Origin of the sequence: Mesorhizobium sp. LNHC232B00 (assembly GCF_000502435.1) — a bacterium.
GTDB lineage: Bacteria > Pseudomonadota > Alphaproteobacteria > Rhizobiales > Rhizobiaceae > Mesorhizobium > Mesorhizobium opportunistum.
In genome coordinates, this window is record NZ_AYWP01000003.1 from 579,435 (window position 1) to 591,746 (window position 12,312).

Below are 12,312 nucleotides of genomic sequence, written 5' to 3' on the forward strand. Positions count from 1 at the left end.
ATTTGCCTAGCCGGTCACATCCGGCCGGCCATGCTGAAGGAGCGGTCGCCTTCCGAGAAACCCTGATCGCTGGTCCAGTCCTTGGCCAGCGAGCGCAGCCCGGTCAACGCGACATCCAGGACATCCGAGGAGACCGGGTTGGAGGGATAAGCAAGGTAAATCGGCCGCTGGAACACCGGCGTGTTGTCGATGCGCCGCATCTCGCCGCGTTCGATATGACCGCTGACAGCACTGAGCGGCAGATAGGCCGCCGCTCGCCGCGACAGCACATGCTGCAGGCCGATGAAGACCAGCCCGGCCGAAATGGCGGGCTTGACCATGCCTGCGAAGGCGTGGTCGTGCTCGATGCGGAATTCCAAGCCCCAGTCCATCAGGATGTAGTTCTCGGTCCACGGCTTCGTCTGCGCGGCATGCTGGACCAGCACGACCTGATCGACGGCCAGTGTCTCATAGATGATGCCGGGATGCGGCCGGGGCAAATAGAGGATGCAGATGTCGAGCAGTCCTTCCGCCAGCTGGTCGATCGCCAGATCCGGAAAACTGCCCTCGAGCCGCAGCGCCACATTGGGCTGCCTGGCGCGCATCCACTCGACCCATGGCGAGGTGATCAAATCCCACAGATAGGCGGGGGCGGTCAGCCGCAGCAATGTCTCGTAACCATCGGGAACGGCAATGTCCTGCCTCGATTGCTCCCAGGTTCGGGTGATGGAGGAGGCATGCGGCAGGAACTGCCGGCCGGCCGGCGTCAGCGTGACACCATCGCGATCACGCACGAAAAGCCGCCGCCCCAACTGCTCCTCCAGCCCCCTGATCCGCGCGCTGACGGTCGACTGGGCGAGGTTCAGCCGATTGGCGGCGACGGTGAAGCTGCCATGTTCGGCAACCTCCAGGAAACTGCGCAGGTTTTCGGTATCCATGGCTTTGCTCCTGCATCGAAAATTTCGATGGACCCCATCAAAAAATATCGCTTTCCGGCTGCGGTCAACAATGACCTAAATGGCCGATCCCCCAAGGGCAAGCGAGGAATGCAGCCATGCCGAAGCATTTCATGACGATCGACGCCGCTCGCAAAAACCTGACAGCAATCGAAAATTCCGCTGTTGACGAATTGCTGGCGGGCAGGCTCGACCGACGCGATTTCCTGCGCCATGGCAGCGTTCTCGGCCTTTCCCTGCCGTTCCTGGGCAGCCTTGTCGCCGCTGTCGGCCTCGGCACGCAGAAAGCCCGCGCCGAGGGCAAGCCGGGCGGCACGGTGCGCGCCGGCGTCGCCACGCCCGGCGGCGCCATCGATCCCGTCACCTACTATGACAGCGGCAGCTACCAACTGGTTTTCCAGACCGCCGAATTTCTCTGCATCACGCAGCCGGATCTCACCTTGAAGCCGGTGCTGGCGGAAAGCTGGTCGCCGAACGAAGACGGCAGCGTGTGGACCTTCAAGCTGCGCAAGGGCGTGAAATTCCACAATGGCGAGGACTTCAAGGCCGACGACGTCGTGGCGACCTTCGACCGGCTGGCCGATCCCAATGGTGCCTCGAACGCGCTTTCGGTGTTCAAGGGCCTGCTGTCGAAGGGCGGCACGCGGAAGGTCGACGACCACACCGTCGCCTTCCATCTCGACGCGCCGAACGGCAGCTTTCCTTATTCGGTGTCGATCGACAATTACAACGCCGTCATCTTGCCGGCGAGCTACAAGGGCGACTACGAGAAGACCTTTGAAGGCACCGGACCGTTCCGGCTGGAGAGCTACACGCCGAAGGTCGGCGCGACATTCGTGCGCAACCCCGATTATTGGGGCGAGAAGGCGCTGCCCGACCGGCTCGAGTTCAAATTCTACGGCGACGTACAGCCGCGCATCCTGGCGCTTCAGGCCGGCGAGGTCGACATCCTCGATGCGGTGCCGCTCGATGTCAGCCAGGTCGTGCTGAACAGTCCCGACATCACCGTGCTGCGTGTCGCCTCGACCGCGCATCGCCAGCTCCACATGCGCTGCGACACCGGCCCGTTCACCGACAAGCGCGTGCGCCAGGCGCTGGCGCTCAGCATCGACCGTTCCAAGCTGGTCGACGGCCTATGCCGCGGCATGGCGGCGACCGGCAATGACAGCCCGTTCGCGCCGGCCTTCCCCGCGACAGACAAATCTGTGCCGCAGCGTGTCCAGGACATCGCCAAGGCCAAGCAGCTCATGGAGGCGGCGGGGCTCGCTGGCGGTTTCGACGTCACGCTGACGACGCTGCGCTATTCCGACATTCCGGGCTACGCGCAGCTGTTCCAGAACTTCGCCAAGGAGATCGGCGCCCGCATCGCGCTCAACATCGAGGACCAGGACAAATATTACGGCAAGGCGGTGTTCGGCCAATCGGACTGGCTGGACAGCCCGCTGGGGATCACCGACTACGCGCATCGCAGCGTGCCGAATGTGTTCCTGAAGAGCCCGCTGGTCAGCGACGGCCCGTGGAACGCGGCGCATTTCAAGAGCCCGGCCTATGACGGCATGGTCACCAGTTACCTGAAGGCGCTCGACATCGGCGCACAGCGCGCGGCGGCATCCGACATCCAGAAGCTGCTGCTCGACGAGACGCCGGTGATCTTCAGCTACTTCCCCGACCTGCTGGTGCCGGTGCGCAAGAATGTCAGCGGCCTGCCGCCGATTGCCGCCGGGCTGCTGCTCGATCGAGTATCCATAGGCTGAGCCCCGTGTCCAACCGCGCGGCCGCCAAGACAAGAAGACGGGAGACTACCATTCGCAAGCCTCATTTGCGCGGTCGCGGACCGCATTTCCCCTTGCTCGACACCATCGTGCAGTATGAGTTCGAGCCGGGCTACGTCGCCTTCACCATGCCGATGCAGAAGCGACTGCGGGTGCAGGTCGGATCAATGATCGTCGCCGACACGACCAAGGCGCTGGTGCTTTACGAGAGCGACCATTTGCCGGTCTACTACTTCCCGATGAGCGACGTGCGCGAGGAGTTCCTGCTGCCGAGCGCGACGACAACCGAGAGCCCGTTCAAGGGTGTCGCCACGCATTATTCCCTCAATACCGGGATCACCCTGGTCGAGGATGCCGCCTGGCGCTACCTCGACCCGGTCAAGGGATCGCCGCTGCTCTCGGATTACATGTCCTTCTACTGGCCCAAGATGACGCATTGGTATGAGGAAGACGAGGAGATCTTCGTGCACGCCCGCGATCCGTTCCGCCGCGTCGACTGCCTGCCCTCCTCGCGGCGGGTGCAGGTCATCCTCGACGGCGAACAGGTCGCCGATTCACGCCGTGGCGTGTTCCTGTTCGAGACCGGCCATCCGGTGCGCCACTACCTGCCGATCTCCGACACGCGGCTCGATATGTTCGCGCCCAGCCGCTACATCTCGCGCTGCCCTTACAAGGGCCTCTCCAACTATTATCACGTGACGACACCAAAGAAGCGGCACGAGAACATGGTCTGGTATTATCCGGAGCCGGTGCACGAGGCCGAACGCATCAAGGGGCTGGTCTGCTTTCACCACGAACTGGTCGACAAGATCCTGGTCGACGGCGTCGAAATCCCGAAGGAGGCCACGGCCGCTTCGGACGGATATTTCTGAGCCTCGCGAACTGGCAATCCGCTTGGGCCCACAGGACGCTTGATCGAAGCATGGTGCAACGCATACCTTCCCTGAGACAGGGAGGGTATGATGGATCTTTTCAAGCTGGACGGCGATGTCGCGCTGGTTACGGGCGCGGGCAGCGGCATTGGCCAGGCAATCGCGATCGGATTGGCCGAGGCAGGCGCCGACGTCGCCTGCTTCGGTCATGCGTCGAAGGGCGGGCTGGACGAAACAGCGCAGCGGATCACCGCACTTGGCCGCAGGGCGCTGGTATTGACCGGCACAGTGACATCGGAGAGCGACCTCGCGGTGGCGATCGATCGTGCCGAGGCCGAACTCGGTGCGCTGACGGTCGCGGTCAACAATGCCGGCATTGCCGGTTCTGAACCTGCCGAAACATTGTCGCTGGAGACGTGGCGGAAGGTGCACGAGGTCAATGTCGCCGGCGTGTTCCTGTCCTGCCAGGCCGAGGCGCGCAAGATGCTGACGCGGCGCAAGGGGTCGATCATCAACATCGCCTCGATGTCGGGCACCATCATCAATCGCGGGCTGACGCAGGCACACTACAATTCCTCGAAAGCCGCCGTCATCCACATGTCGAAGAGCCTCGCCATGGAGTGGGCTGATCGCGGCCTGCGCGTCAATGCCGTCAGCCCGGGCTACACGCTGACGCCCATGAACAAACGGCCGGAGGTCGCTGAAGAGATCAAGATCTTCAAGCGGGACACGCCCATGGGTCGAATGGCGACACCAGAGGAAATGGTCGGGCCGACAGTGTTCCTGGCCAGTCGCGCGTCGAGCTTCGTCACCGGCCTCGACCTGATCGTCGATGGCGGCTACGTCTGCTGGTAGGAAATGCCCGGCGGTCAGGTCGGTCTTCGCCTGCAGTCTGAATTTATGCATCTCGCTAAGCCTTAGTCGTTGCGCGCGATGAACGTTGGTATATATAATTTCATCCTATGAAACGGCCGTGGCGAGAAGGGGCTTGCCGCGCCGACAGCCGAGATCATGGGACCTTGATGGCTTGCACCGTGCAGGGCGCCGCAGGAGTGGCAATTGATCCGCGGGTGATCGCTCCCGCAGCGATCCGTCGGCAGCCATGACGCTGACCCTCCCGGCATATTTCATCACCCCCAATTCAGCACAATCTCGCCTGCGCCGGCTTTGGCCGCGTCAGAGCGGCAACGGCCTTGCGCAACGACAGGTCTTTCCAACACAATCAGGGAAAGACCCAGAACGGCAGAAAAAGACGCAAGAAGGGAACGAACGATAACCGTCACAGCTTGAAGGAGAACGAGCATGTCATCTCGCAGTAGAATTTCGAAACTATCGCTGGGCGCCGTGGCGCTGGCGACGCTGAGCCTGCTGACGCCTTCCGCCAAAGCCGCGGCACCGGAATCCAACGACCCGATCAAGATCGCGCTGTTCGACTGGACCAGCGTCAACCTCAACGCCAAGATCCTTGGCGGCATTCTCGAAAAGCTCGGCTACACCGTCGAATATCCGACCGCCGACTACCTCTCCAGCCTCACCACCGGCCTCACCAATGGCGACCTCGATGTCGGCCTGGAGTTCTGGGACACGACCGCCGGCGAAGCCATGAAGGCCTCCGATGCGACCGGCCAGACCGAACGGCTCGGCAAGCTCGGTCCGAAGGCCAAGGAAGAGTGGTGGTTCCCCGAATACATGAAGGAGAAATGCCCCGGCCTGCCCAACTGGGAAGCGCTGAAGGACCCGAAATGCGCCGAAGCCTTCTCGACGGCAGAGACCGCGCCGAAGGGCCGTTATGTCGGCGGCCCGGTGACCTGGGAAGGCTTTGACGACGAACGCGTCGAGGCGTTGAAGCTGCCCTTCACCGTCATCCATGCCGGCACCGATGCGGCGATGTTCGCGGAACTGGATTCAGCCTATCAGCGCAAGGCGCCGATCATGCTGTGGATCTATTCGCCACATTGGGCACCGGCCAAGTACAAGGGCGAGTGGGTGCAATTCCCCGAATACACGCCCGAATGCTACAACGACCCGAAATGGGGCGTGAACCCGGACGCCAAATATGATTGCGGCAAGCCGCATGGCGAAATCTGGAAATACTCCTGGTCCGGCATGAAGGACAAATGGCCGGTCGCCTACAAGGTGGCCAAGGCCTACACGGTCGACACCGACGAGCTCAACAAGATGAGCGGCGAGATCGACCTCGGCGGCAAGACGCCCGAAGATGTCGCCGCCGCCTGGATCGCGGCCCATGAGGCAGATTGGAAAGCCTGGGCGCAGTGACCGTTCCGACTGGAAGAAGACCCGGCCGTCCGATCGGCCGGGTCTTCATGGTCGATGTTCCAGAAGGACGATTGGATGACGGACGGGACTGAACAGCAGGCGGTTCAACCGGGTACGGATGGCCGCCCGGTCAAACTTGCCTGCCGCAATGTCTGGAAACTGTTCGGGGCGAACGCGGCCAATTTCATCCGCGAGCGCGACGGCAAAGCCAGCATGGCCGACGTCACTGCCGCCGGATTGGTCGGCGCCGTGCGCGCCGTCGATCTCGAAATCCGCCAGGGCGAGATCTTCATCATCATGGGCTTGTCGGGCTCCGGCAAATCGACGCTGGTGCGCTGCATGTCGAGGCTGGTCGAGCCGACCCATGGCAAGGTCGAATTCGAGGGCAAGGACCTGCTCAAGATTTCCGACGCGGCCCTCATCGAGCTCAGGCGCCATCGCATGGGCATGGTGTTCCAGAATTTCGCGCTGCTGCCGCATCTCAACGTGCTCGACAACATCGCCTTTCCCTTGAGCATCCAGGGGCAGGACCGGGCAACGCGCGAGGTGCGGGCGCGCGAGGTGATCGAGCTCGTCGGCCTGCGCGGCCGCGAGCATTTCTATCCGCGCGAGCTTTCCGGCGGCCAGCAGCAGCGTGTGGGCATCGCCCGGAGTCTCTCGACAAAACCGGAAATCTGGTTCCTCGACGAGCCGTTCTCCGCACTCGATCCGCTGATCCGCCGCGAGATGCAGGATGAGCTGATGCGGCTGCAGACCATGCTGCACAAGACCATCGTCTTCATCACCCATGATTTCGACGAAGCGATCCGGCTGGCCGACCGCATCGCCATCATGAAGGACGGCGAGGTCATCCAGATCGGCACGCCGGAGGAGCTGGTGGTCAATCCGGCCACCGACTATGTCGCCGAGTTCACGCGCGACGTCGACCGTGCCAAGGTGATTTCGGCCCGCGGCCTGATGCGCGCCTGCGATGGTTCGGAGCACGGGGGCTCGGTTGCGCCGGAGGCCAAGATCGCCAGCTTCTCGGCCGACATCGTGTCCTCCGGCAAGCCGTTCGCGGTGGTCAACGGCACCGGCAAGCCGATCGGCGAAGTGACGCCGCAAGCGGTGATCGAGCTGCTGGCCGGCATCGAGCGTTCCGGGGTCGGCGGATGACCGTCACGACAAGCGCCAGCGAGGCAAGGCCGCCGGTTCAGCTGTGGCTGGCGATCTGGGCGCTCGCGCTGGCCGCCGTGCTGGTGCTGTTCCTGCTGCAGGATAGCCTGCCCTGGGCGGTGAATTACCCGGCCAGCGCCATCGTACCGGCCGCCGACTGGGTCAGCGCTCTGATGCGCTGGATCAAGTCGAACCTGTCGTGGCTGACCCGCTCGATCACCGCCGTGCTCGGCGTGCCGCTCGACTTCGCGCTCAATCTCCTCGCCAAGAGTTTCAAGATCGGCCATGGCGCGGACGCCTACGTCCTGCCGCGGCTATCCTGGATTGGCGTGTGTGCTGCCGCCTTCATCGCCGGGCATGCCGCCGGCGGCAGAAAACTCGGCCTGCTGGTCGGCGGCTGCTTTCTCTACATCGCGCTGTTCGGCCAATGGACCAGCGCCATGCTGACGCTGGCGCTGATTTCCATCGCCGTGCCGTTCTGCATCGTCACCGGCCTGTTCGCAGGCATCTGGGCGTGGCGCAAGCCGTGGGCCGAGAGGCTTGTGGTCTCCCCTGCCCTCGACCTGATGCAGACGATCCCGACCTTCGCCTATCTCATCCCGATGTTGCTTTTGTTCGGCAACAGCCCTGTATCGGCGATGATCGCCACCGCTATCTTCGCCACGCCGCCGATGGTGCGGGCGACGATGCTGGGCCTGTCGCGGGTGCCGTCCGAGATCGACGATTTCAGCGAGATGGCCGGTTGCACGGCGCGGCAGAAACTGTGGCGCGTGCTGTTGCCCTCGGCGCGGCCGACGCTGATGGTCGGCGTCAACCAGGTGATCATGCTGGCCCTCAACATGGTGATCATCGCCTCGATGATCGGCGCCGGCGGCCTTGGCTACGACGTGCTCCTGGCGTTGCGCGCGCTGAAGGTCGGCGAGGCGATGGAAGCCGGTCTGGCCATTGTCGCGCTGGCCATCGCGCTCGACCGGCTGAGCCAGGCCATCGCCCACAAGCAAGCGAAGGGCAATGTCCACCAAGAGGCGATACCGAGCTTCTGGCGGCGCTACCCCAATCTGACGCTGGCGATCGCCATCCTTGCCGTCACCACGCTGATCGGCCTGTTCGTGCCGGCCTTCGCGGTGGTGCCGAAGGCGATCACCTTCACCACCGCGCCGTTGTGGAAAGCGGCGGTGAACTGGGTCACCATCAATTTCTTCGACACGATCGAAGCGTTCCGCGTGGCGCTGATCCTCAATGTGCTGAACCCGGTGCGCGCCTTCTGCGAAGGCTTTCCATGGCTGGGCGCGGTGTTGCTGCTCGGCCTTGCCGGCTATCAGCTCTCAGGCTTGCGCCTGGCTGCCCTGGTCGCCGGACTGACCGCTTTCTGCGCCGTCACCGGCCTGTGGGAGAAGACCATGGCAACGGTCTATCTTTGCGGTATCTCAGCCTTCATCGCCTGCCTGATCGGCATTCCGATCGGTCTGATGGCCGCGCGCAGCGACCGCTTCGAGAAGATCGTCACACCCATCATCGACACGCTGCAGGTGCTGCCGTCCTTCTGCTTCATCATTCCGGTGGTGATGCTGTTCCGCGTCGGCGACGTCACCGCGATGATTGCAACGATCGCCTTCGCCGTGGTGCCGGCCATCCGCTACACCAATCACGGCATCAGGCAGGTACCGCCGGCGCTGATCGAGGCGGCCAAGGTTTCGGGCTGCACGCCGCGCCAGACTTTTTTCCGTGTGCAATTGCCGCTGGCGCTTCCCGAAATCATGCTCGGCGTCAACCAGACGATCCTGATGGCGCTGGCGATGATCATCATCTGCGCCATGGTCGGCACCCGCGACCTCGGCCAGGAGGTGTTCATCGCGCTGTCGAAGGCCGATTCCGGCCGCGGCATCGTCGCCGGCCTCGCCATCGCCTTCATCGGCATCGTCGCCGACCGGCTGTTCAATGCGTGGACGGCGAAGGCGCGCGCAAGGCTGGGGTAAAACTCAACCGCCGATACCACCAAAAAGGAGAGAAGAGAATGACCAGCAGGGTAGCCAGCTGCACCTGCGGACAATTGCAGATACATTGCCCGCAAGAGCCGACCATGGTGTCGCTTTGCCATTGCCTCGACTGTCAGCGGCGGACCGGCAGCCCGGCATCGCGGCCTTCTTCGACGCCGCCGCGACCGAGATCCGGGGCCCATCGAAGACATTCCAACGCGATTCCGACAGCGGCTTTGCGATCAGCTTTCATTTCTGCGGAACGTGCGGGTCCACCGTGTTCTGGTATCCGTCACGAAAACCGGAGGCGGTCGCCGTGGCCGTCGGCTGTTTCGCCGATCCGTCCTTCCCGGCGCCGACAAAGTCAGTCTACGACAAGCGCCGCCACGGCTGGGTCGTGGTGCCAGACTGACGCCAAAGCCCGCCTCCTGGGCCACTACTCGGCCGCGACGCCTTTCACCTCGAGATAGCTCTCCATCGAATCGTCCAGCGCCTGCAGCCAAGGCGTATGGTGCAGCGGCGCCATGGTGCCGGTCATCAGCGAGCGGTAGGCGTGGTCGCGGAAGCCCATGATATTCTCCGCCTTGTGGTGCTCCCATTCCATGAAGGTCTGGTTGACCGCCTCGACGTCAAAGCCCGGATAATCGGTCTGGTCCATCAGCTCCCTGGTGTAGTCGCCCTGGAACCAGATCATCTGCTCGGCGTCTTCGAGCGTCTCCTCTCGCGCCCGCCATTTGGCGCCGTGTTCGGCCATCGCCTCGGCCGACGGCAGCTTGATGCGGCCCATGATGACATCGCGGGCGAACCAGGCCTGCGCGTCGAACATGTTGAAGGTGTAGAACTGGTCCTGCATGCCGATGTAGGAGAGTTGCGGGTTCTTCTCCCAGACGACGCCTTCATAGAGGTCGAGCGGCCACATGCGGTTGGCGGTCTTGAGCTTCAGATCGTCGGTCAGGAAGGGGAAGGAATGCAGGTAGCCGGTGCACAGGATGATGGCGTCGACATCCTTGGTCGAGCCGTCCTTGAAATGTGCGGTCTTGCCGACGACCTTCTGTAAGAGCGGCACCTCCTTCCAGTTCTCCGGCCATTTGAAGCCCATCGGCTTGGAGCGGTAGCTGGAGGTGATCGATTTGGCCCCATATTTGTAGCATTGCGAACCGATGTCCTCGGCCGAATAGGAACGGCCGATGATCAGGATGTCCTTGCCCTTGAACTCCATCGCGTCGCGGAAATCGTGGCTATGCAGGATGCGGCCGTTGAAGGTCGAGAAGCCTTCGAAATACGGCACGTTGGGCACCGAGAAATGCCCGGAGGCGACGACGACATTGTCGAACTCCTCCGAATAGGTGACGTCGTTGGTGCGGTCATGCGCGGTGACGGTGAATTTCTTCGTCTCTTCCGAAAAAGTCACCATGCGCACCGGGCTGTTGAAGCGCACCCATTTGCGCAGGCCCGACTTCTCGACGCGGCCCTTGATGTAGTCCCACAGCACTGCACGCGGCGGGTAGGAGCCGATCGGCCGGCCGAAATGCTCCTCGAAAGTGTAGTCGGCAAACTCCAGGCACTCCTTCGGTCCGTTCGACCAGAGGTAGCGGTACATCGAGCCGTGTACCGGGTCGCCATGCTCGTCGAGGCCGGTGCGCCAAGTGTAGTTCCACAGGCCGCCCCAGTCGGACTGCTTTTCGAAGCAGACGATTTCGGGAATATCGGCGCCTTTGTCTTCAGCCGATTTGAAGGCCCTGAGCTGGGCCAGACCGGACGGGCCGGCTCCGATGACGGCAACGCGAGTGTTCATTCCGGGCCTCCTCTTCTTGATTTCCCCAGCGAAACAAATTTCACTGACAGGACAGTAATTGGCTCTTTGGTGCTGTCAACAGACATCTGCGGGAACTGCATTTGCGCACAATGGATTCCTGGCGAAAAACCTGCGGCGGCCGCGATCGCCGGACTGGCGCGTGCGACATAAGATGGCTTGCCGTCGCGGTTGCGCTCCTGTATCGGCACCTGACATGTTCACCTTGAGTGAAATAAATCTTCTGGTTCGGGGGGCGAGATGGCGAAGACAATTTCCGATTCCAAGGCCGGTCCAGGACCCGCAAAAGCAAAGCCGTCGCCCAAGGTTTCGGCGGACGGCAAGGCCATCCGGGCGCCGCTGACGCAAAACCCGCATGCCATTCGCGACACCCGCGAGAAAGTGCTTGAGGTGGCGATCGGCCGCGAGGTGCGGGCGTTCCGCAAGAAGCTCGGCATCACGGTTGCCGATCTGGCGGTCGCCACCGACATTTCACTTGGCATGCTGTCGAAGATCGAGAACGGCATCACCTCGCCGTCATTGACCACCTTGCAGGCGCTGTCACGCGCGCTCGGCGTTCCGGTGACTGCCTTCTTCCGCCGCTTCGAGGAAGAGCGCAGTGCGGTCTTCGTCAAGGCCGGCCAGGGGTTGGATGTCGAGCGCCGCGGCACCCGCGCCGGCCATCAGTACAATCTGCTCGGCCATATCGGCTCGAACACCAGCGGCGTCGTCGTCGAGCCCTATCTGATCACGCTGACCGAGGATTCCGATGTGTTCCCGACCTTCCAGCACGAGGGCATGGAGTTCCTCTACATGCTGGAGGGCGAGGTCGTTTACCGCCATGGCAGCAACCTCTACCCGATGAAGCCCGGCGACAGCCTGTTCTTCGATGCCGACGCGCCGCATGGGCCGGAGCAGCTGACGAAGCTGCCGATGCGGTATTTGTCGATTATTTGTTATCCACAGAACAGCGCGGGTTGAGCGGAGCTCGATCTTCCCATGGTCCCGGGAGGATCGGCGGCTCGCGACGGTCTCTTTTGCAGCATTGGCGGTTGGCGAAGGCCGAAGTGGCATTCGATCTCCCCCCTTGAGGGGGAGATGTCCGGCAGGACAGAGGGGGGCGAACCGCGATGACGCATAATCTGGTGTCCGCCAACAATCGCCGCAATGCACGCAGGATGCGCAAGGTGATGACCGATGCCGAACTCAAGCTTTGGAATGCGATCAGGGCACACAGGCTGATGGGACTGGGGTTTCGGCGCCAGATGCCTATCGCTGGCCATATCGCCGATTTTGCATGCCCGGATAAAAAGCTGATCATCGAGCTTGATGGGTCCCAGCATGGCCAGGCGGAAACGTCGGAATCGGACGCTGCAAGAACCGCCAAGTTTGAAGCGCTTGGCTGGACGGTCCTGCGCTTCTGGAACGACGATGTCATTCGCGATATCGACAATGTCTGCCAGCACGTCGTGATTGTGGCTGGGCTAAGCGACGCGTCGTGAGCATCGCGGAAGCGGGACATTGGGCAGGGCC

General features: G+C 62.8%; 11 protein-coding genes and 1 pseudogene. 9 read left to right on the forward strand and 3 right to left on the reverse strand.

The window, feature by feature from the left end; all coding sequences use genetic code 11:
• Positions 1-14: 14 nt before the first annotated feature.
• Positions 15-917 carry a LysR family transcriptional regulator gene (locus tag X743_RS161555; RefSeq protein ID WP_023764584.1) on the reverse strand — a complete coding sequence of 301 codons (903 nt, stop codon included), beginning with the start codon at positions 915-917 and terminating at the stop codon, positions 15-17.
• A gap of 116 nt (positions 918-1,033) precedes the next feature.
• On the opposite strand from X743_RS161555, the gene X743_RS161550 reads away from it, so the two are divergent.
• The 7 genes and pseudogenes from X743_RS161550 (at position 1,034) to X743_RS01000000168715 (ending at position 9,399) form a co-directional block, all read left to right on the forward strand.
• A complete protein-coding gene (locus X743_RS161550; RefSeq protein WP_023764585.1) occupies positions 1,034-2,689 on the forward strand; it encodes an ABC transporter substrate-binding protein in 1,656 nt (551 codons plus the stop codon).
• 92 nt (positions 2,690-2,781) lie between these two features.
• Positions 2,782-3,579 (forward strand): DUF427 domain-containing protein, encoded by a 798-nt coding sequence (locus X743_RS161545; RefSeq protein ID WP_245264173.1) that lies wholly within the window; start codon positions 2,782-2,784, stop codon positions 3,577-3,579.
• Positions 3,580-3,669: 90 nt separating this feature from the next.
• Entirely contained in the window at positions 3,670-4,434 is a 765-nt protein-coding gene (locus tag X743_RS161540) for an SDR family oxidoreductase (RefSeq protein WP_023764587.1), read from the forward strand.
• A 447-nt stretch (positions 4,435-4,881) separates the two neighbouring features.
• The gene (locus X743_RS161535) at positions 4,882-5,856 is read left to right on the forward strand and encodes an ABC transporter substrate-binding protein (RefSeq protein ID WP_023764588.1); all 975 of its coding nucleotides are present in this window, start codon (positions 4,882-4,884) and stop codon (positions 5,854-5,856) included.
• A 75-nt stretch (positions 5,857-5,931) separates the two neighbouring features.
• Entirely contained in the window at positions 5,932-7,011 is a 1,080-nt protein-coding gene (locus X743_RS161530) for a glycine betaine/L-proline ABC transporter ATP-binding protein (RefSeq protein ID WP_023764589.1), read from the forward strand.
• On the forward strand, positions 7,008-8,987 hold the full coding sequence (locus X743_RS161525) for an ABC transporter permease subunit (protein WP_023764590.1): 1,980 nt from the start codon (positions 7,008-7,010) through the stop codon (positions 8,985-8,987). Before X743_RS161530 ends, X743_RS161525 begins: the two co-directional genes overlap by 4 nt.
• A gap of 38 nt (positions 8,988-9,025) precedes the next feature.
• Positions 9,026-9,399 (forward strand): annotated as a pseudogene (locus X743_RS01000000168715) (GFA family protein).
• Between the two features lie 24 nt (positions 9,400-9,423).
• Here the strand turns inward: X743_RS01000000168715 and X743_RS161520 are convergent.
• Together X743_RS161520 and X743_RS1000000171950 are read right to left on the reverse strand one after the other, a co-directional pair.
• Positions 9,424-10,782, reverse strand: a complete 1,359-nt coding sequence (locus tag X743_RS161520) for an NAD(P)/FAD-dependent oxidoreductase (protein WP_023764591.1) — start codon at positions 10,780-10,782, stop codon at positions 9,424-9,426.
• Positions 10,779-10,991: a hypothetical protein gene (locus tag X743_RS1000000171950; protein WP_156934397.1), complete on the reverse strand. Its 213-nt coding sequence runs from the start codon at positions 10,989-10,991 to the stop codon at positions 10,779-10,781. The genes X743_RS161520 and X743_RS1000000171950 overlap by 4 nt, the downstream gene beginning before the upstream one ends.
• A gap of 49 nt (positions 10,992-11,040) precedes the next feature.
• On the opposite strand from X743_RS1000000171950, the gene X743_RS161515 reads away from it, so the two are divergent.
• Both X743_RS161515 and X743_RS161510 read left to right on the forward strand, forming a co-directional pair.
• Positions 11,041-11,760 carry an XRE family transcriptional regulator gene (locus tag X743_RS161515; protein WP_023764592.1) on the forward strand — a complete coding sequence of 240 codons (720 nt, stop codon included), beginning with the start codon at positions 11,041-11,043 and terminating at the stop codon, positions 11,758-11,760.
• A gap of 149 nt (positions 11,761-11,909) precedes the next feature.
• Positions 11,910-12,281: an endonuclease domain-containing protein gene (locus X743_RS161510; RefSeq protein ID WP_023764593.1), complete on the forward strand. Its 372-nt coding sequence runs from the start codon at positions 11,910-11,912 to the stop codon at positions 12,279-12,281.
• Positions 12,282-12,312 lie beyond the last annotated feature (31 nt).